Genomic DNA, 17,478 nt, shown 5'->3' with positions numbered 1-17,478 from the left:
GGCCCCAGCCGGCCATGAATGTGTCCCCCGTGCGGTGGACGGACGGCGCTGCTGGGGCGGACCACAACGGCTTTGACCGACCGTCGGCCACCCTCGGACGATGCCGGTCATCGAATGCGACCCGTCGGCCGCCCGAGAGCGCCTGGAAGCCGAAGGTGTCCCCGTCGAGTCGGGGAACACACCACACGAGCGCTGGCGCGCCACGCACGGCGGCGCCACCGCCGTCGCCTACGACGGGAAGGTCGTCGTCCAGGGCGGCGACACCGCGCGGCTGGAGGCGATGCTCCGCGGCGATTCCGGGGGTCGCGTCCACGTCTACTTCGACGGGGCGTCCAGAGGGAACCCCGGTCCGGCCGCCGTCGGCTACGTGCTCGTCGACGACGGTGGCATCGTCGCCGAGGGCGGCCAGACCATCGGGCGGGCGACCAACAACCAGGCCGAGTACGCCGCCCTCGTCAAAGCCCTCGAGGTGGCGAGCGAGTACGGGTTCGACGAGGCGCGCATCCGTGGTGACTCGGAGCTCATCGTCAAGCAGGTCCGGGGCGAGTGGAACACGAACGACCCCGACCTGCGCGAGCAGCGCGTCCGCGTCCGCGAGCTCCTGATGCACTTCGACGACTGGCACATCGAGCACGTTCCGCGGGAGATAAACGACCGCGCGGACGAACTAGCCAACGACGCACTCGACGATGACTGACCTGCCAACCGACGTACTGGAGGAGGCCGAACGGCTCACCAGGCTCGCACGCGAGGCCGTCGACGACGGGGAGACGACGGCGTACAAGGACGAACGCGACGCGTTGCTGGCCGACCACGATTACGACGCGCGCGTCAGGGAAGACGACACCAGTGACGTGCTTGTCTGTCACCCACAGGAGTGGGTCGAAGACGGCGTGATTCGCCCTGGACGAATCGAGGACGTCGACAGGGGCGTCGAAGTCCAGCTCAGCGGCCCCGGCGACCCGGAAGAGTGGGACGTGGTCGACGAGCGGAACCGGGCGGTCGCCGCGGCCGTCGCGGAGGACCACGGGCCCGTCCACGGCGCGACCGCCACGGCGCTGGCCGACTTTATGGGCAACCACTACGCGAAGCCGATCGCCGAGGCGACGCCGGACGAGCTCGAGGAGTTCAAGGCGGAGTACTTCCCGCGGAACACCTGGCCGAGCGAGGACCAGCGGTCGCTGCTCGACGAGTCTGTTCGGTTGTGTCTAAAGAAATCTGACGGTCGGCTACCGGAGCCGTAAGGTCGCGGTAGACGACGATTACTTCTGGCTTTCGACGAGGTTCTCGAGCATGCCCGCGCGGTCGCCGTCGGTGACGAACTTCGAGAACTCCCAGCCGAGCTGGTCGAGGACGGCTTCCTTGCCGTCTTCGGTCAGCGCGTACTGGTTCGTCCGCTTGTCGAGCTCGCTCTTCTCGACCAGCCCCATCTCGACCAGGTCGTCGAGGTTCGGGTACAGCCGGCCGTGGTTCACTTCGTCGTCGTAGTACGACTCGAGTTCGCGTTTGATAGCGAGCCCGTACCGTGGCTCTTCGGCCAGGATGACGAGGATGTTCTGTTGGAAGGCCGTGAGGTCCTTCGCGATGCCGGGGCTTGTGTCGAGTGATTGTGCCTCTGACATAGTTAGCAAAATGTCACCACAGTACTTAACACTTGTTAACTTCATCCTAAGAGACAGGATTAATCGATAGACTGCGGCCCTTTGTAAGGCAATCTATCACTATCAGAGGTGTCGAAATAAATACCGTTATCCCCGGACCACCTCGCGGGCTGGTCGCGGGCCGTAGTAGCCTACTACCGTTTATAGTACCGTCCAACAGCACCGTAAAATATCTTGGGATAGTGCAGAGCCAGAGACATTACGAAAGTACTTTTTGACGCGCCGGTGCAGTCGGTGACGATGACGAACCTCTGGGAAGACCTGGAAACCGGACCGAACCCGCCCGAAGAGATCTACGCGGTCGTCGAGTGCCTCAAGGGCGAGCGCAACAAGTACGAGTACGACAAGGACATCCCCGGCGTCGTCCTCGACCGTGTGCTCCACTCGAACGTCCACTACCCCTCGGACTACGGGTTCATCCCGCAGTCGTACTACGACGACGAGGACCCCTTCGACGTGCTCGTGCTCGTAGAGGACCAGACGTTCCCCGGCTGTGTCATCGAGGCCCGTCCGGTCGCCCTGATGAAGATGGACGACGACGGCGAGCAGGACGACAAGGTCATCGCCGTCCCGATCGAGGACCCGCGGTACGACCACATCGAGGACCTCGAAGACATCCCACAGCAGACCGTAGACGAGATAGACGAGTTCTTCTCGACCTACAAGAACTTAGAGGAGGGCAAGGAAGTCGAGACGCTGGGCTGGGAGGACAAGCAGGCCGCGATGGACGCCATCGAACACGCACAGGACCTCTACGACGAGCAGTTCGACTGAGGCGACCGGCCGCGTCCCGTTCTGCGCTGCGTCAGGGGCGGTATATCCCCGAGTAATGACGGGGGAACCCCCGATGCGTTATGAGCATGGGTAATTATTAGTTCGTTCGGCTGATAGGTCGGGACACGATGGCGACCCAACAGCCCGACGGCCCGCTGGACCGCTCGGCGGTCCCGTTCGACCCCGAGGAGGCCCCGATTCCCGGCATCGCCCACCTGACCGTCGTCCCGACGAACGCGGACGGGGCCTGACCCACCAGACCGGCGTCGGCTCCCGGCGAGGCAGGCGCAGTCGCGAAACGAAGTTTCTTGACCCTGACCGCTATACCGGAAGGCATGGGACTATTCGACCGCTTGAAAGGAGACAGCGGCCCCCGCGTGGCCTTCTTCGGTATCGACGGCGTTCCGTTCAGCCTCATCAACGAACATCCGGACGTGTTTCCGAACCTCACCGAGCTGGCCGCCGACGGGAGCGCGGGCCCCATCGACAGCATCGTGCCGCCCGAGTCCAGCGCCTGCTGGCCCTCGCTGACCACCGGCGTCAATCCCGGTGAGACGGGCGTCTACGGCTTTCAGGACCGCGAGGTCGGCTCGTACGACACCTACGTCCCGATGGGCCGTGACGTCCAGGCGACGCGTCTCTGGGACCGTGTCACCGAGGACGGCCGCGACGCGACCGTGATGAACGTCCCCGTCACCTTCCCGCCCCAGCGCAACGTCCAGCGGATGGTCTCCGGGTTCCTCTCGCCGGGCGTCGACAAGGCCGCGTACCCCGACGACCTCCGGGACAGCCTCGAATCGAACGGCTACCGCATCGACGTCAACGCCAAGCTCGGCCACAGCGACGACAAGAGCGAGTTCGTCGAGGACGCCCACGAGACCCTGGAGAAGCGCTTCGAGACGTTCAAGCAGTACGTCGAGGCCGACGACTGGGACCTCTTTTTCGGCGTCTTCATGACCACCGACCGGGTCAACCACTTCCTGTTCAAGGACTACGAGCGCGACGGCGAGAACCAGGAGGCGTTCTTCGAGTTCTACCGCAAGGTCGACGAGTACCTGGGCAAGCTCCGTGAGCTGCTCCCGGACGACGTCACCATGATGGTCGCCTCCGACCACGGCTTCACCTCGCTCGACTACGAGGTCCACTTCAACGAGTGGCTCGACCAGGAGGGCTGGCTCGAGTACGAGGACGACGAGCACAGCGAACTCGGCGACATCGCCGACGAGACGACGGCCTACTCGCTTATCCCCGGGCGCTTCTACATCAACCTCGAGGGCCGCGAACCGCGCGGGAGCGTCCCCGAGTCCGAGTACGAGACGGTCCGCGCGGACCTGAAGGAGAAACTCGAGAATCTCGAAGGCCCCGACGGCAACAAGGTGGCCGAGCGCGTCGTCACCCGCGAGCAGGCGTTCCGCGGGGACCACGACGACATCGCGCCCGACCTCGTGGTCGTCCCGAACCACGGCTTCGACCTGAAGGCCGGCTTCAAGGGCTCCGAGGACGTCTTCGGCGTCGGTCCGCGCAACGGGATGCACAGCTTCGACAACGCGTCGCTGCTGGTCGACGACCCCGAGGTCCGCATCGAAGACGCGGACCTCTTCGACATCGCGCCGACCGTCCTCGAACTGATGGACCACGAGTACGACCGGACCGAGTTCGACGGCAGCAGTCTGGTCCAGTAAGACCGCGACTCACACCAGTTTTCCTGCCCCGTCGCTCACAGCAGGTTGTCGAGGTCCTCGTTGTCGAACTCCTGGGGGTCGACCTGCCGGCCTTGGGCCGAGGCGGCCTCCCGGGCGCGGTCGAGGAACTCGTCGATTCGCGGGGACCGCTCGACGCCCGAGAGCACCACGAGCGCCGCGATTTTCGAGGAGGCGAGCGGGAAGTCGCCGCCGCGGACCTCCATGCTCCCGGTCTCGTCCTCGACCCACCGCCGGGCCCGTTCGACGCCTTTCCGCGAGAGCCGTTCCGGGTCGCCGGCGACGACCAGCAGCGCCTTGTCGGCCTTGACCGCGTTGGGGAGGCTCATGCTGGAGAGCAGTGCTTTCCGGGTGACACTCGTGACGACGTTGACGTTCTCCTCGGGGTTCTCGCTGGCCGTCGCACTGGCGTAGCCGAGCGAGGCGATACCGCCGCCGCGGAGCGTGTTGATGATCTCCGAAGAGTCGACGACGCTCTCGCCGACGCCGTCGATGGCCTCGCCACTGGCGAGCAGGAGCCCGACCCGCTGTGAGATGGCGTCGTTGATACGCTCGTACCCGGCGGCGACGCTGTCACCGCTGCCCCGCCAGGCGTCGTTGTCCACGAGGAGGAGGGAGTCGGCCTCGCGGACGGTGGTCTTCAGCGACCGGCCGGCGTTCGCCTGGTAGATGCCGCCCTCGTCACGGCCAGGCAGGACGCCCAGGACGTACACCGGGATGTCGTAGATGCGCTTGAGCTCGCGGGTGAGCATCGGCGCGCCGCCCGACCCGGTACCCCCGCCGAGGCCGGCGACGACCACCACGGCCTCGGCTTCGGAGGTAAGCCGGCCATCGAGGTCGTCGAGTACTTCGGCGGCGTTCTCTTCCATCACCTGTGCGCCCAGCTCGTTGTCACCGCCGACCCCGTGGCCTTTCACCCGGTCCTGGCCGATGAGGGTCGTGTCGATGTCGAGGTTCTGGAGGTCCGCGCGGGCGGTGTTGACCGCCAGCGCGCCGCGGACCGCCTCGAACCCCATCTCGTAGTCGAATTCGGCAAGCGACTGGGTTATTTTCCCCCCAGCCTGGCCGACACCAATCAGGACGACTTTCATACGAAACGTCTTGGTAGGGTGACTAATCAACGTTGCCCCGGGCGAAGCGACGGGACCAGAAACGAACGGCGGCGAGTCAGCGAGGCGCGGTCACTCGATGCGGAGCGAGTAGATGCGCTTTCGCGCGTCGGCGAAGGAGAACCGGGAGTCGACGACGCCCGCGTCCTCGAGTCGGCTCAGTGCGTAGCGGACCGTACGTGGCGGCAGCAGCGTCTCGTCTGCCAGCTGACTCTGGGTCAGCGTGTCGTTGTACTCCAGAACCTTCGCGACCAGCTTCGCGCTCGGCGGCAGGTCTCTGACGGCGTCCCAGCCCGCCTGGTCGGCCTCGCTGTCGGCGTCTGCGTGCGTGATATCGGATGCGCTCATGATACTACCCCCTATCGGATACAGGATAATAATATTGTCTGTTCCAGATTATGCACCAAGAGAATCTTCCGGCAAGTATCGCACCGCCCGCCCGAAAGTTTACCTCGCGAAGCCCCTGCATAGGGGACGTGGACGAGATCGAGGTCAGTACGGTGGTACACGTGCCCCCCGAGCGGCTGTACGAGTTCCTGCTCGATTTCCCCGGGTACGCCCGGTACTCCGAGTACATCGACGAGGTGCGACGGGACGGCGACGGGTCGCCTGGGACGCGCTACGACCTCGTGTTCTCGTGGTGGAAGCTCTCGTATACGGCGCGGTCGGAGGTGGTTTCCGTCGACCCGCCCGGGCGCATCGATTGGCACCTCGTCAAGGACATCGACGCCGAGGGCCACTGGATAATCGAAGCGGACCCGGAAGCGGCTCCCGACCGCGTAGAGTCGGCCTCGCGGGTCGTCCTGCGCATCGCGTTCGACCCGGGCTCGGCGTCGAGAGATGCGGTCGACCTGCCGCGACTGGTGTCGCTGGACTGGGTCATCAAGAAGGTCGTCCCGCTGATTCGGCGGGAGGCGGAGCGAATCGTCGAGCGCGTGGTCGCCGACCTCGAGGGCGAACCCCGCGAGGTCGACCTCGAGATACGGAGCGGCGGCGAGACGGTGTGACTACTGGTCGCCGGGCGTCTCGTAGTCGCCGCCGTACCGGATGAAGAAGTACGCGAGCCCCAGCGTCGCCACCATGACGAACGACGTCGCGACGCCGAGGGTCTTCGCGCTACTGGGTACCTGCGGGGAGCCGCCACCGCCGCCACCTCCCTCGCCGCCGCTGCTCACCGTCGGGTAGTCCGTACCGACGACGATGGCGCCTTTCATCCCGAGCCCTTCGTGGGGAACACAGACGTACGGGTAGATGCCGTCCTCTTCGAACGTGTGTTCGTAATTGACGCCGGCGCTCGACACCGCGTCACCGGAGTCCAGCGGTCCCTCGCCCTGGGAGACGACGTTGTGCCCGCCGCCCTCGCCGGTCCACTCGAACTGGACCGTCGCGCCGTTGTCGACGTGGATTGCGGGGGGACCGAACCCGAAGGCGCCGCCGTTGGCCTGGACCCCGACCTCGACCGTCGCCGAGTCCTGTCCGGTCGCGTCGACGGTCGTCCCGTCGAAGTTGCCGACCTGGTCGAGGAAGCCGCCGAAGTCCGGCGGACCGCCGCCACCGCCACCGCCATCACCGCCTTCGGTTCCGTTTTCCTGTGCCGCCGCCGTTCCTGTCGCGGCCGAGGCAGCCGTGGCCCCCGCGGCCGTCCGCAGGAAGGCCCGACGAGATACGTCCACACTACCGTCTGTCATACCAGACCGTTGTGGGGGCCGGGTTCTCAATATGTCGGTTTCCGACCGCGGGGTGACGTAATCCACAACGCATTTCCGAACGACGCCCGTGCCCTCTCGGGATGACACCCACAGCCGACGTCAACGACGTCCCGCGGGCCGACGGCATGCCACTGCTTGGCCTCGGAACCTGGCAGAACGACGCCCCCGAGCAGTGCGCCGAGAGCGTCACGACCGCCCTGGAGAGCGGCTACCGCCACATCGACACCGCCCAGGCGTACGGGAACGAGGCGGCCGTCGGCGACGGCATCGCGGCCGCGGACGTCGACCGCGAAGACGTCTTCCTCGCGACGAAGGTGTGGACGTCGAACCTCGCGTACGACGACGTGCTCGAGTCGACCGAAGCGAGCCTCTCGAAACTCGGCGTCGATGCCGTCGACCTGCTGTACGTCCACTGGCCCGCCGGCGCGTACGACCCCGAGGAGACGCTGTCGGCGTTCGACGAACTGTACGAACAGGGGACGGTTCGGAACGTCGGCATCTCGAACTTCGAGCCCCACCACGTCGAGACGGCGCTGGACGTCCTGGACGCGCCGCTGTTCGCCAATCAGGTCGAGCTGCACCCGTTCCTCCAGCAGGCCGACCTGCGGGCACACGCGAGCGAACACGACTACGAACTGGTCGCCTACTCGCCGCTCGCCCGCGGCGGCGTGTTCCACGACGACGTCCTCGCCGATATCGCCGACACTCACGATGTCAGCGAGGCCCAGGTCAGTCTCGCCTGGCTCCGCGAGAAGGAGATCACCGCCATCCCGAAAGCGACCAGCGAGACCCACATCACCGACAACCTGGGGAGTCTCGACCTCGAGCTCACCGGCGAGGAGGTCGCGCGCATCGACGACATCGAGCGGACCGACCGCCGCGTCAATCCCGACTTCGGCCCCGACAGCTGGGACTGAGGACGGGCTACGACACTGGTCGGCTGACCGACGAGTTCTGTCAGACAGAGCCTCAAAGTTTTAACCGGGGTGAGTCAAATCCTGGAGTATGTCTACCGGGAACCAAGGGGTCGTCGGCGCGATGCGCGTCGATCTCCGTCGGTTACACGAGACGTGGATGGAGCTCGTCTATCCACGGCAGCGCGGCGCGCAGGACACGGTCCTCGGAACGTGGACGCCGGACAGCCAGCTGGGGATGCTGCTGTACCGGGTCTGGTCTGCACTGGGGATGCCGATTATCGCGTTCATCTACCCGCTGGTGCTGGTCGGAACCATCCTCCGGTTCCAGACCCGGCGCATCGGCGGCACGGCGACGCGACTGGGGCTCATCGGCGTCGTGGTGCTCTCGCTCGTCGTCTGGGGCGGGCTGGCCGCGCTCGCGCGGTTCGAACTTGACCTCGTCGCTGGGGGGTTCACCGCCATCGCCATCGCCGGCGGCGTCGCGACGCTCTCGGCCGCACTGGCCGTCGGCTTCCGGAGCATCGGCGGTCGCGGAACGACAGTCCTGTTTGCCTTCCCGCTCGCGGTGACCGCCATCTTCCTCCCGCCGGTCGTCGCGGCGCTGTTCTCGACGACCGTCGCGCAGTACGTCATCCCTGGCAGCGACGCGCTGGCGAGCTGGATACTGCTCGACCTGCTTGGCTCGAACAGCATCGCCCAGTTCCTCGAAGCGGAGTTCGAACTCGAAGGCCCGGCCTACATCATCATGTGGCTCGGCTTCTCGTTCCCGGCCGGCTGGCTGCTCGGCTTGCTGGTGACGCTGGCGGACGTCGTCCGGCCGACGGAGTAGAGAGCAACGTTCAGGTACGTCGGGTCCTAACCCCCGTTCGTCATGGAATTCGACCTGACCAAGACGGCGGTCGCGTTCGTCGCACTCTTCGCCGTGCTCGCGATAGGGACGTTCATGAGCCCGATGACGACGAGCACCGTCATGATGGTGCTCGGCGGGCTACTCGTGTTCGGTGCCGTCACACTCCTGCTCGGCGTCAAGCACGGCGAGTACCGCGCGTCACACTAGCCCGTCCGGCTGAATCACGGTTTCTTCCGGTGCATCGGCCGCAGCGACGGCCACGTCGCCAGCGGACTCGGCGCCGTCGCCGCCGAACCGGACCGTCGCACCCGCACGCATCGGCGCGACGAGGCCGGCGACGAGCGCCCCGGCCGTGGTGACGGGCGCGCGGAGGACGACGGTCGTCCCGCCGTCGAACCCGTAGTCCTCGACGACCCGCTGGCTCGCGGCCAGCAGGTCGCCGTGTGAATAGGTCCGGTCGGCTGCCAACGCGTCGTCGGCAGGCCCTACCTCGCCCGGCGGCTGCAGCGGGTTCTCGCTCCAGAGCTCCCGCTCGAACTGCGCGACGGTCGGGTCGTCGCTCGGCCCGCCGTAGGCCAGCGCCTTCGTCCCCGGCGCGAGTTCGTACCGGCCGAGCCAGTTGGCGGGCGCGACCAGCGCCGTCGTGTCGACGGCCCCTGGCGGGTCCATATCGACCACCGCCCCGTCGAGCGTCGCGGCGAGGAACGCCAGCAGTGCGTCGGGACTGTCGCGGAGATAGCCGGGTTCGTCGTCCCCGGTCGGGTTCTTCGGCCCGGCGACGACGGCGACCCGCATCCCGTGGCGAACCCCGTAGTGGCGCATGAGGTTCCCCGCCTTCCAGACGTTCGTACAGAAGTCCCGGTAACTGAACGGCGTCGAACGGTCCGGCGCGGTAAAGAGAACGCCCTCGCGCTCGCGGCCCGCGGCGACGAGGTCCTGTAAGGTTTCCATGGTCGGAGGTTGGGACGGGACCGCTAAAAGCGCGACGAGTGGCTAGCGATTCGTTTAAACTATACACCAGGTGTGTACAGCCAGAAAGCCCCCGACCGCTCGCGGCCGCTGAGCGACATATTCTCGCTCGCTGCGCTCCCTCGAATAGGGGTCGCTCAGTCGACCAAGTGAACGCGAGCGGTCGGCCCCTTTCAGTCCCACCCAGCAGTGGCTGGGGAGCCGACTACGGGCGGGACTTTCTGGCACTCAGAACCTCGCACGAAGATATCTCCGACCAGAGCAACTGAAGCTTACAGCGAGTTCTTGAGCTTCTCGAAGAAGCCCTCCTCGACGTCGACCTCCTCGCCGCCGGCCTCGGCGAACTTCTCGAGAGCTTCTTTCTGCTCTTTGTTCAGGTCGTCGGGTGTGACGACCTGCACCTGGACGTAGAGGTCGCCGTTGCCACGGCGGCGCAGGCGGGGCATCCCCTTGCCCTGCAGGCGGAACACCTCGCCACTCTGGGTGCCGCTGGGGACGTCGACCTCCACCTCGCCGTCGATTGTCGGGACGGTGATGGTGTCGCCGAAGACCGCCTGCGGGAACGAGATGGCGTGCTGGTGCGAGAGGTCGTCGCCGTCGCGCTCGAAGTCCGGGTGGTCGCGGACGGTGACCTGGATGAGGAGGTCGCCGTTGGGGCCGCCGCGCTCGCCGGGCGCGCCCTCGCGCTCCATCCGGAGGCTCTGGCCGTCGTCGATACCGGCGGGGATGTCCACTTCGAGCGTCGCCTCGTTCTGTTCGATGCCGTCGCCGCGACAGGTCGAACACGTCTCCTCGTATAGCTCGCCCTCGCCCTCGCACCGGCGGCAGGTCGCCGTCTGCTGGACCCGGCCCATCGGGGTCTGCTGGACACGGGTCGTCTGGCCCTGGCCGTTACACTCGGGACAGGTCTCGGAATCCGTCCCCGGTGGGTGGCCGGACCCGTCGCACTCCGCGCAAGTCTCGGGACGGGTGATGGTGAGCTGCTTCGTCGCCCCGTGGTACGCCTCCTCCAGGTCGATCTCCATGCGGGTCTGGAGGTCCTGACCCTGACGTGGGCGGTTGCCACCGCGGCCGCGGCCCCCGCCGCCGCCGAAGAACTGGTCGAAGATGTCCTGCATGTCGAAGCCGCCGGCGCCGCCGAAGGGGTCGCCACCCATGCCGCCAGCGCCGGCACCGCCGCCACCGCCCATGCCGCCGCGTTTCTGGGCCTCCTCGAAGCGGTCGTGGCCCACCTGGTCGTACATCTGGCGCTGCTCCTCGTCGGTGAGCACCTCCTTCGCCTTCTTCGCCTTCTTGAACTTCTCCTCGGCGTTCGGGTCGTCGCTGACGTCCGGGTGGAACTCCCGGGCTTTCTCCCGGTAGGCCTCCTTGATCTCGTCCTCGGAGGCGTCGCGGGAGACACCCAGTATCTCGTAGAAGTCCTGGCTCATTCGTTGTGAGACAGATACCGTATTGAGACACTTGAATAGAACGGCTCCCGGTCGTGAGGGACGGTCCGGGTCCAGTCACCGCGGTGTCTCCCGAATCTCGCCCCGGCGACCGCAGGGCGGGGGACTTATCTTCACCCCGGCAGACAGGTCACGTAATGAGTCCGGCCGTATCGCGCGGGGCGCTGACGCTCGAACGACTGGCCGTCTGGGGACTGGCAGCGCTGGTGGTCCTCGGCCTGGCCGCGCTAGTCGTCGGGCCGGGGGCCGACCTGCGGACCGACGCGCCGGATATCGTCGTCGAAGGCCAGTTCGACGCCGAAACAGGGACGATCACGCTGACCCACGCCGGCGGCGACCGGTTGACCGGCACCGCGACAGACGAGCTCGCGGTCGTCGTCACCGACAGCGACCGGGACGCCACGACGAGGCGCGTCTGGGCGAGCGAAGCAGAGTTGCCCGTCGGCGAGGGTGCACAGTTCGTCGTCGACGACCCGCGAGTCGACAGCGACGGCGACGGGGACTTCCACGACGGCGACGCCACCGTCGGCTTCCACCTCGAAGCCGGTGACACTGTCACCGTCGTCTGGACCGGTCGACTGGTCGGCGCACCCGACGTGCGGACCGAAACGCTGGCGACGGTGCCACTCTGAGACGGAGCGAGTGGTCGAACTCCCGTCGGAAGGGCCTTGTTAGTCCGTGACATATCTGGACGCATGTCGACAGACCAACTCGTTCCGGTCGCCGACCTCGCCACTCTGGAGCGCGAGGGCCACGACGTCGCCGACGCCGGCGGCCACACCGTCGCGCTCTTTCACCACGAGGGCGAGGTGTACGCCGTCGACAACCGCTGTCCGCACATGGGCTTCCCGCTCGCGAAGGGCACTGTCGACGACGGCCTCCTGACCTGCCACTGGCATCACGCGCGCTTCGAACTGGCCTGTGGCGACACGCTCGACATCTGGGCCGACGACGTCCAGACGTTCCCGGTCGAAATCCGCGACGGCACCGTCTACGTCGACCCGGACCCCGAGCCCGACGTCCCACCGAAGACCCACTGGCGCAACCGCCTCGTCGACGCCATGCAGGAGAACCTCGGCCTCGTGGCCGCGAAGGCGGTCATCAACTTAGACGACCTGGGCGAGGGCTTTGCGACGCCGGTCGAGAAGGCCGTCGAGTTCGGGACCACCTACCGCGAGGCGGGGTGGTCCTCGGGACTGACTATCCTCGGCGCGATGGCGAATCTCTACGACGACGTCGGCCACGACGAGAAACTGCGGGCGATGTACGTCGGCGTGAGCCAGGTCGCGAGCGACTGCGCCGGTGAACCGCCCCGGTTCCCCCAGTACGAACTGGGCAACGCCGACCTCTCGAAGGCCCGCCTGAAGTCCTGGTTCCGGGACACCTGCGAGGTCCGTGACAGTGACGGGGCCGAGCGCTGCATCCGGACGGCCGCGGCTACCCTCCCACCGGAGGACGTCGTCGAGATACTGCTCGCGGCGGGGACGGACCACCTCTACATGGACACGAGCCACACGCTCGACTTCGTCAACAAGGCCGTCGAGACGCTGGACCACGTCGGCTGGGACCACGCGCCCGACGTGTTCGCGTCCCTTGTCGACGGGTTCACCGACGCCGTCCGGAGCGAGGAGCGCTCGCAATGGCGCCAGCCCATCGACGTCGCCGAACTGTGTTTCGACGCCCAGGACGCCCTCCCGGCCCTCGTCGCGGCCGGGCAGGGGAAACAGTGGGACCGCCCCGACGACTTCGTCGACACCCTACTCGCCGACGACCCCCACACCGTAGTCGACGCGTTGCGTGACGCAGTTCGTGATGGTGCGACCGCCGAAGAACTGTCGCGTGCGGTCGCGCTCGCGGCGACTCGCCGCGTGGCCCAGTTCGCCACGAGTAACGAGTTCTCCGACTGGAACACGGTCCACCACACGGTCTCCTACGCCAACGCCGCCCACGCGCTGGCGAGTCGAACGGACGCCGTCGATGCGTACCGCCCGTGTTTCGACGGCGCGATGTCGGTGTACCTCGACCGCTTCCTCAACACCCCCGCAGCACCGATTCCCGAACCCGGCGAGTCGGACCGCGACCCGGCAGCCATCCGCGAGGACCTGCTCGCGACGTTCGACGAGCAGGGCCGCGTGAACGAGGCCGGGCGCCTGGTGAGCGAGCACTTCGACGCGGACGGGGACCTCGCGGACCTGAAACGTACCCTCGGTGAGGGCCTGCTACGCGAGGACGCGTCCTTCCACACGCTCCAGAACGTCGAAGCGTCGTTCCGGGGGACCGACCACGCCGAGTCGGACGCCGAGCGACGGCTGCCCCTGATTGCGACGGCGCGCTACATGGGTGCCCACTTCCCGACGCGTCGGGAGCGCGAACAGACGTTTACCATCGCCCACCGGCTGTTCCGGGGCGAGCAGATTCACGGGGACGAGACGGCCTGAAGCCGTCGGTCGACGGTACTGCGTACTCCGGAGCGTCCCGGCCACTCACTCTTCGAAGTATATCCGAATCTGCTCCAGCGAGAGTTCGACGACGGCGTTCGACCCCATCCTGATGTCGTACGGCCCGACGGGGAAGGGGTCCGTCACCGATGGCCCGTCTTCGATGGCGACGGTCACCTCGTACGACCCGGTCTGACTGATTCCGGTGTCGAGTGACGGTTCGTCGGCCGGCGCGACGGAGAGACTCCGGTCGAGGAGGACGCGCTCGGACTCGGTGACAGTCACCTGGACCGTCAGCGTCTCCTCGGTCGTGTTGTACAGGTCGACCGCGATGGGGTCGTCGGGGTCCGGCGTGACGGCCTCAGTCTGCGTGGGGTCGGTAGATGGCGTGGCGGTCGACTCGGTCGCGGGCGTCACAGTCCGGGTCGACGTGTCGGTGGTCGTCCCGTCGTCAGTGCCGGGCGAACTTGGTGCGGAACAGGCAGCGAGCGATGCGACGGAGAGGGCGACCGTGGAGAGGACCTGGCGGCGCTGCATAGCGGCGGTTCCGACGGGTGCAGTAAATGTCTTCTGTGGCGGTCAGGCGCTGTCGGCCCCGTGGCGCACCTTCACGGCCATCCCCGTCTCGAAGTCGCGCATCCCGTGGCCGGGTAGTTCCGCGCGACCGACGGCGAGCAGGTGGCCGTCCGCGTGGACGACCAGCACCTCGTCACCGGGGCGGAGGGCAGAATCGGCGTCCTGGACGAACTTCGCGAAGGCGTTGCGCCCCTCGCGGACGAACGGTTCGCTCTCGTCGCCGACGACGACGCGGTGGCGCGGGGCGTCGAAGCCCTCGACCAAGCGACGGCCACCGACGAAACCGAGCGTGTAGCGGCCGTCGGTGCCGTAGGTGGCCAGCCGGCCGCCGTCGGCCAGGACCTGGCGCGGGCGACCGGAACTGGTGTGTGTCACCTCGATAGCGTCGGGGGCGGGAAAGAGCGTCGCGCCCGCGCCGCGGCCGAACTGGTAGTCGGCGGCACGGCGGAGGCTCCGGAACTCGCGGTCGGTCATTGGCCGTTCTCGACGCCGGGGCGACAACCGACTTTCGGTCCGCTGGCGGAGACGGTGGTCACGAGCGACCCGCGACACTGAATATTCTTCACGATTTTTCGGCCTGTATGAGACTCTCTATCTCACTCTCGTCTGGCGGTTTTGGGGAAATTTATACCGGATGAATTCCAAGTGGCCAGTACAATGGCAACAGACAAGCGAAAAGTGATTCTCGGTGGGGTGCTGCTCGCGGTCAGTACGGCGCTCATCCTGGGCACGGGCCCGCTCGGCGTTTCGGTTCCGCTGGTCGGCGCTGCCATCGCGGCACTCGGCCTCGCCGCCGGCGCGCTACTGGTCGGCACCTCCGAAGAAGGTCGCCCGGTCTAACGCGTTCTCTCGTTCTGTCGACCGAGCAACCCGAGCGACGCCTACAGCAGGAACCGGTCCGGTTCGTCGCTCATGTCGACGAACCCGTCGACGGCCTCGATGAGGTCCTCCGAGGACGACTCGGCGAAGCCCATCGCCTCGGCGCGACAACCCTCGTGGCGCAGGTAGCGACAGAGCCGGGCGAAGTCGCCGTCCCCGGTACAGAGGACAACGGCGTCGTTGTGCTTCGCCAGCGTGACGGCGTCCAGGCTCATCCCCACGTCCCAGTCGGCCTTCTTCGACCCATCCTGGAACGTCTTGATGTCCTTGATGCGCGTCTCGAACCCGATGTCGACGAGCGCCTCGAAGAACGACTCCTCGTCGGGCGAGTCCGCGCGGATGACGTAGGCGATTGCGCGTGACAGCTCGCGGCCACTGACGGCCTCCTCCAGGAGGGCGGCGTAGTCGATGTTGCGCGTGTAGAGACTCCGGGCGGTGTGGTAGAGATTCTGCGCGTCGGCCAGTACGGCGACTCGCTGGCCCGGATGCGTGACGGTCATAGGGGATTTTGACGCCCCCACGGAGAAAGGTGTTCGGGGTTCTAGCCGGAGAGGGGAACTATTAAATCCGTCACGAGTGATGTGTCATGTATGCGACGACGCCTCCTCGTACCGGTCGCTGGGACTGCCACCGGCGAGCGCGTCGTCTCCGCGCCGAAACGCAAACGGTCGTTCTAGCGGCTCGCGGCGGGCGTGGCGTCCCGTCCCGGGTCGACTTTTCGAGAACAGACCGGACGACATATCCCACAGCGACACGACACATATCAGCAATGACCGACATCGATTTCCACGGCGTGTACCCCGCGATGTGTACGCCGTTCCACGACGACGACGACCGCAGTATCGACTTCGAGACACTCCAGCGCGACGCCCAGCGGCTCGAAGCCGCCGGCGTCGACGGCCTCGTCCCCGTCGGCTCGACCGGCGAGTCGGCGACGATGACCCACGACGAACACGTCGAGGTCGTCGAGGCGGTCATCGATGCCGTCGACGACGTACCCGTCATCGCCGGCACCGGGTCGAACAACACCCGCGAGGCCCTCTCGCTCTCGCGACGGGCGGCCGACGCCGGCGCGGACGCGCTCTTGCTCATCTCCCCGTACTACAACAAGCCCGAACAGCGAGGCCTAGTCGACCACTTCACCGCGCTCGCAGACGAAGTGGACGTCCCGCAGATCGTCTACAACGTCCCCTCCCGGACCGGGCGGAACGTCGAACCCGACACCGCCGTCGAACTCGCTTCGCATCCGAACATCCAGGCGTACAAGGCCGCCAGCGGTGACATGAACCAGATATCGGAGATTATCGAGCGCACGCGCGACGAGGAGTTCGCGGTGCTCTCGGGCGACGACGGGATGACGCTCCCGATGCTCTCGGTCGGCGGGACCGGCTGTATCTCCGTGGCCGCCAACGTCGAACCCGAGCGCACCTGCGCGATGGTCGGGGCGGCACTCGCCGGTGATTTCGAGCGAGCGCGCGCGCTCCACCACGAACTGGGGCCGCTGTTCCGGGCCCTGTTCGTCGAGACCAACCCCATCCCGGTCAAGGAGGCCATGCGCATCCGGGGCTACGGCCCGGCACACATGCGCTCGCCGCTCACGCGCCTCTCCGATGACCATCTCGACCACCTCCGTGACGTGCTGGCCGTCCTGGAAAACGAGGACCTGGAAGCGGAGTACGCGGAGATAGAGCGATGACGCGCGTCGCCGTCAACGGGGCGGCCGGCCGGATGGGACAGACCGTCATCGACACCGCGGCCGAGCGTGACGACCTCGACGTGGTCGTCGGCTTCGACGTCGAGGCGGGGGAGTACGCAGGCGTCCCCATCGTCGAAAGCGGCGGCATCGGGAGCGCCCTGGCCGAGCACGACGTCGACGTCGTCGTCGACTTCTCGATTCCCGCGTCGACGCTCCCGCTGGCCGAGACGTGTGCGGACTCCGGCGTCGCTCTCGTCGTCGGCACCACCGGCTTCGAGGAAGAGGAGATGGGCCAGCTCAAGGACGTCAGCGAGCGGGTCGCCGTGCTCAAGGCGACCAACTTCTCGCGTGGCATCCAGGTCCTCCAGCGCACCGTCCGCGAGGCGGTGCGCGCGCTGGACGACTACGACCTCGAACTGATGGAGACCCACCACAACCAGAAGGTCGACGCACCCTCCGGCACCGCGAACACCATCCTCGACATCGTCCAGGAGGAGCGCGACGTCGAACCCGTCTACGGCCGCGAGGGCCACGCCCCGCGAGACGAGAACGAGATCGGCGTCTTCGCCCGCCGCGCCGGCGACATCCGCGGCGAACACGAGCTGATTCTGGCGGGCAACGACGAGGTGCTGTCGCTCTCGCATCACGCCGAGGACCGCGCCGTCTTCGCGGCGGGGGCGCTGGACGCCGCGGTGTGGGTCGCAGGGCGCGACGCAGACTGGTACCGTTTCGGCGAAGTCGTCGATTCGTAA

Annotated in this window: 23 protein-coding genes; 14 read left to right on the top strand and 9 right to left on the bottom strand. The window is 67.0% G+C overall.

The window, feature by feature from the left end; translation table 11 throughout:
• Positions 1-100: 100 nt before the first annotated feature.
• The gene (rnhA, locus tag P1L41_RS07840) at positions 101-697 is read left to right on the top strand and encodes a ribonuclease HI (protein ID WP_276298305.1); all 597 of its coding nucleotides are present in this window, start codon (positions 101-103) and stop codon (positions 695-697) included.
• Complete coding sequence (locus tag P1L41_RS07835; protein ID WP_276298304.1) at positions 690-1,244, top strand: DUF7108 domain-containing protein; 555 nt, start codon at positions 690-692, stop codon at positions 1,242-1,244. Before rnhA ends, P1L41_RS07835 begins: the two co-directional genes overlap by 8 nt.
• A gap of 18 nt (positions 1,245-1,262) precedes the next feature.
• Here the strand turns inward: P1L41_RS07835 and P1L41_RS07830 are convergent, their stop codons facing one another.
• The gene (locus P1L41_RS07830; protein ID WP_276298303.1) at positions 1,263-1,622 is read right to left on the bottom strand and encodes a PadR family transcriptional regulator; all 360 of its coding nucleotides are present in this window, start codon (positions 1,620-1,622) and stop codon (positions 1,263-1,265) included.
• 279 nt (positions 1,623-1,901) lie between these two features.
• Here P1L41_RS07830 and P1L41_RS07825 point away from each other — a divergent pair, with 279 nt between their 5' ends.
• The 3 genes from P1L41_RS07825 to P1L41_RS07815 all read left to right on the top strand — a co-directional run bounded on the left by P1L41_RS07825 (position 1,902) and on the right by P1L41_RS07815 (position 4,117).
• Complete coding sequence (locus P1L41_RS07825; RefSeq protein ID WP_276298302.1) at positions 1,902-2,435, top strand: inorganic diphosphatase; 534 nt, start codon at positions 1,902-1,904, stop codon at positions 2,433-2,435.
• Between the two features lie 128 nt (positions 2,436-2,563).
• Positions 2,564-2,686, top strand: a complete 123-nt coding sequence (locus P1L41_RS07820) for a hypothetical protein (RefSeq protein ID WP_276298301.1) — start codon at positions 2,564-2,566, stop codon at positions 2,684-2,686.
• An 84-nt stretch (positions 2,687-2,770) separates the two neighbouring features.
• Positions 2,771-4,117: an alkaline phosphatase family protein gene (locus P1L41_RS07815; protein ID WP_276298300.1), complete on the top strand. Its 1,347-nt coding sequence runs from the start codon at positions 2,771-2,773 to the stop codon at positions 4,115-4,117.
• A 35-nt stretch (positions 4,118-4,152) separates the two neighbouring features.
• Here the strand turns inward: P1L41_RS07815 and P1L41_RS07810 are convergent, their stop codons facing one another.
• Both P1L41_RS07810 and P1L41_RS07805 read right to left on the bottom strand, forming a co-directional pair.
• Entirely contained in the window at positions 4,153-5,226 is a 1,074-nt protein-coding gene (locus P1L41_RS07810) for a tubulin/FtsZ family protein (protein WP_276298299.1), read from the bottom strand.
• 90 nt (positions 5,227-5,316) lie between these two features.
• Positions 5,317-5,592, bottom strand: a complete 276-nt coding sequence (locus P1L41_RS07805) for a MarR family transcriptional regulator (RefSeq protein WP_276298298.1) — start codon at positions 5,590-5,592, stop codon at positions 5,317-5,319.
• A 128-nt stretch (positions 5,593-5,720) separates the two neighbouring features.
• Between P1L41_RS07805 and P1L41_RS07800 the strand changes: the two genes are divergently transcribed.
• The gene (locus tag P1L41_RS07800; protein WP_276298297.1) at positions 5,721-6,251 is read left to right on the top strand and encodes a type II toxin-antitoxin system RatA family toxin; all 531 of its coding nucleotides are present in this window, start codon (positions 5,721-5,723) and stop codon (positions 6,249-6,251) included.
• Here the strand turns inward: P1L41_RS07800 and P1L41_RS07795 are convergent, their stop codons facing one another.
• Positions 6,252-6,932, bottom strand: a complete 681-nt coding sequence (locus P1L41_RS07795; protein ID WP_276298296.1) for a halocyanin domain-containing protein — start codon at positions 6,930-6,932, stop codon at positions 6,252-6,254.
• Between the two features lie 146 nt (positions 6,933-7,078).
• On the opposite strand from P1L41_RS07795, the gene P1L41_RS07790 reads away from it, so the two are divergent.
• The 3 genes from P1L41_RS07790 (at position 7,079) to P1L41_RS07780 (ending at position 8,927) form a co-directional block, all read left to right on the top strand.
• Positions 7,079-7,870, top strand: a complete 792-nt coding sequence (locus P1L41_RS07790) for an aldo/keto reductase (RefSeq protein WP_276298448.1) — start codon at positions 7,079-7,081, stop codon at positions 7,868-7,870.
• Positions 7,871-7,958: 88 nt separating this feature from the next.
• Positions 7,959-8,699, top strand: a complete 741-nt coding sequence (locus P1L41_RS07785) for a hypothetical protein (RefSeq protein ID WP_276298295.1) — start codon at positions 7,959-7,961, stop codon at positions 8,697-8,699.
• 42 nt (positions 8,700-8,741) lie between these two features.
• A complete protein-coding gene (locus tag P1L41_RS07780; RefSeq protein ID WP_276298294.1) occupies positions 8,742-8,927 on the top strand; it encodes a DUF7333 family protein in 186 nt (61 codons plus the stop codon).
• On the opposite strand, the gene P1L41_RS07775 is transcribed toward P1L41_RS07780, so the two are convergent.
• Both P1L41_RS07775 and dnaJ read right to left on the bottom strand, forming a co-directional pair.
• The gene (locus P1L41_RS07775) at positions 8,919-9,671 is read right to left on the bottom strand and encodes a hypothetical protein (protein ID WP_276298293.1); all 753 of its coding nucleotides are present in this window, start codon (positions 9,669-9,671) and stop codon (positions 8,919-8,921) included. The genes P1L41_RS07780 and P1L41_RS07775 overlap by 9 nt on opposite strands.
• 290 nt (positions 9,672-9,961) lie before the next feature.
• A complete protein-coding gene (gene dnaJ / locus P1L41_RS07770) occupies positions 9,962-11,119 on the bottom strand; it encodes a molecular chaperone DnaJ (RefSeq protein WP_276298292.1) in 1,158 nt (385 codons plus the stop codon).
• Positions 11,120-11,274: 155 nt separating this feature from the next.
• On the opposite strand from dnaJ, the gene P1L41_RS07765 reads away from it, so the two are divergent.
• The gene (locus P1L41_RS07765; RefSeq protein WP_276298291.1) at positions 11,275-11,769 is read left to right on the top strand and encodes a hypothetical protein; all 495 of its coding nucleotides are present in this window, start codon (positions 11,275-11,277) and stop codon (positions 11,767-11,769) included.
• Positions 11,770-11,832: 63 nt separating this feature from the next.
• Positions 11,833-13,575: a Rieske (2Fe-2S) protein gene (locus tag P1L41_RS07760; RefSeq protein WP_276298290.1), complete on the top strand. Its 1,743-nt coding sequence runs from the start codon at positions 11,833-11,835 to the stop codon at positions 13,573-13,575.
• 45 nt (positions 13,576-13,620) lie between these two features.
• Here P1L41_RS07760 and P1L41_RS07755 read toward each other — a convergent pair whose 3' ends face one another.
• Together P1L41_RS07755 and P1L41_RS07750 are read right to left on the bottom strand one after the other, a co-directional pair.
• Complete coding sequence (locus P1L41_RS07755) at positions 13,621-14,112, bottom strand: hypothetical protein (protein ID WP_276298289.1); 492 nt, start codon at positions 14,110-14,112, stop codon at positions 13,621-13,623.
• A gap of 42 nt (positions 14,113-14,154) precedes the next feature.
• Positions 14,155-14,625: a PUA domain-containing protein gene (locus P1L41_RS07750; protein ID WP_276298288.1), complete on the bottom strand. Its 471-nt coding sequence runs from the start codon at positions 14,623-14,625 to the stop codon at positions 14,155-14,157.
• A gap of 183 nt (positions 14,626-14,808) precedes the next feature.
• Between P1L41_RS07750 and P1L41_RS07745 the strand changes: the two genes are divergently transcribed.
• Positions 14,809-14,991 (top strand): hypothetical protein, encoded by a 183-nt coding sequence (locus tag P1L41_RS07745; RefSeq protein ID WP_276298287.1) that lies wholly within the window; start codon positions 14,809-14,811, stop codon positions 14,989-14,991.
• Positions 14,992-15,032: 41 nt separating this feature from the next.
• Here the strand turns inward: P1L41_RS07745 and P1L41_RS07740 are convergent, their stop codons facing one another.
• A complete protein-coding gene (locus tag P1L41_RS07740) occupies positions 15,033-15,530 on the bottom strand; it encodes a LabA-like NYN domain-containing protein (protein ID WP_276298286.1) in 498 nt (165 codons plus the stop codon).
• A gap of 269 nt (positions 15,531-15,799) precedes the next feature.
• Here P1L41_RS07740 and dapA point away from each other — a divergent pair, with 269 nt between their 5' ends.
• Together dapA and dapB are read left to right on the top strand one after the other, a co-directional pair.
• A complete protein-coding gene (gene dapA, locus P1L41_RS07735) occupies positions 15,800-16,726 on the top strand; it encodes a 4-hydroxy-tetrahydrodipicolinate synthase (RefSeq protein WP_276298285.1) in 927 nt (308 codons plus the stop codon).
• Positions 16,723-17,478 (top strand): 4-hydroxy-tetrahydrodipicolinate reductase, encoded by a 756-nt coding sequence (gene dapB / locus P1L41_RS07730; protein ID WP_276298284.1) that lies wholly within the window; start codon positions 16,723-16,725, stop codon positions 17,476-17,478. The genes dapA and dapB overlap by 4 nt, the downstream gene beginning before the upstream one ends.

Origin of the sequence: Haloarcula ordinaria (genome assembly GCF_029338275.1) — an archaeon.
Taxonomy (GTDB): domain Archaea; phylum Halobacteriota; class Halobacteria; order Halobacteriales; family Haloarculaceae; genus Haloarcula; species Haloarcula ordinaria.
Note: the sequence above shows the minus strand (reverse complement) of the source record. Positions and strands in the feature narration are given on the sequence as shown.

Coding starts and splice junctions, on each gene's coding strand:
- rnhA (WP_276298305.1), top strand. CDS start 101: ATGCCGGTCATCGAATGCGACCCGTCGGCCGCCCGAGAGCGCCTGGAA.
- P1L41_RS07835 (WP_276298304.1), top strand. CDS start 690: ATGACTGACCTGCCAACCGACGTACTGGAGGAGGCCGAACGGCTCACC.
- P1L41_RS07830 (WP_276298303.1), bottom strand. CDS start 1,622: ATGTCAGAGGCACAATCACTCGACACAAGCCCCGGCATCGCGAAGGAC.
- P1L41_RS07825 (WP_276298302.1), top strand. CDS start 1,902: ATGACGAACCTCTGGGAAGACCTGGAAACCGGACCGAACCCGCCCGAA.
- P1L41_RS07820 (WP_276298301.1), top strand. CDS start 2,564: ATGGCGACCCAACAGCCCGACGGCCCGCTGGACCGCTCGGCGGTCCCG.
- P1L41_RS07815 (WP_276298300.1), top strand. CDS start 2,771: ATGGGACTATTCGACCGCTTGAAAGGAGACAGCGGCCCCCGCGTGGCC.
- P1L41_RS07810 (WP_276298299.1), bottom strand. CDS start 5,226: ATGAAAGTCGTCCTGATTGGTGTCGGCCAGGCTGGGGGGAAAATAACC.
- P1L41_RS07805 (WP_276298298.1), bottom strand. CDS start 5,592: ATGAGCGCATCCGATATCACGCACGCAGACGCCGACAGCGAGGCCGAC.
- P1L41_RS07795 (WP_276298296.1), bottom strand. CDS start 6,932: ATGACAGACGGTAGTGTGGACGTATCTCGTCGGGCCTTCCTGCGGACG.
- P1L41_RS07790 (WP_276298448.1), top strand. CDS start 7,079: ATGCCACTGCTTGGCCTCGGAACCTGGCAGAACGACGCCCCCGAGCAG.
- P1L41_RS07785 (WP_276298295.1), top strand. CDS start 7,959: ATGTCTACCGGGAACCAAGGGGTCGTCGGCGCGATGCGCGTCGATCTC.
- P1L41_RS07780 (WP_276298294.1), top strand. CDS start 8,742: ATGGAATTCGACCTGACCAAGACGGCGGTCGCGTTCGTCGCACTCTTC.
- P1L41_RS07775 (WP_276298293.1), bottom strand. CDS start 9,671: ATGGAAACCTTACAGGACCTCGTCGCCGCGGGCCGCGAGCGCGAGGGC.
- dnaJ (WP_276298292.1), bottom strand. CDS start 11,119: ATGAGCCAGGACTTCTACGAGATACTGGGTGTCTCCCGCGACGCCTCC.
- P1L41_RS07765 (WP_276298291.1), top strand. CDS start 11,275: ATGAGTCCGGCCGTATCGCGCGGGGCGCTGACGCTCGAACGACTGGCC.
- P1L41_RS07760 (WP_276298290.1), top strand. CDS start 11,833: ATGTCGACAGACCAACTCGTTCCGGTCGCCGACCTCGCCACTCTGGAG.
- P1L41_RS07755 (WP_276298289.1), bottom strand. CDS start 14,112: ATGCAGCGCCGCCAGGTCCTCTCCACGGTCGCCCTCTCCGTCGCATCG.
- P1L41_RS07750 (WP_276298288.1), bottom strand. CDS start 14,625: ATGACCGACCGCGAGTTCCGGAGCCTCCGCCGTGCCGCCGACTACCAG.
- P1L41_RS07745 (WP_276298287.1), top strand. CDS start 14,809: ATGGCAACAGACAAGCGAAAAGTGATTCTCGGTGGGGTGCTGCTCGCG.
- P1L41_RS07740 (WP_276298286.1), bottom strand. CDS start 15,530: ATGACCGTCACGCATCCGGGCCAGCGAGTCGCCGTACTGGCCGACGCG.
- dapA (WP_276298285.1), top strand. CDS start 15,800: ATGACCGACATCGATTTCCACGGCGTGTACCCCGCGATGTGTACGCCG.
- dapB (WP_276298284.1), top strand. CDS start 16,723: ATGACGCGCGTCGCCGTCAACGGGGCGGCCGGCCGGATGGGACAGACC.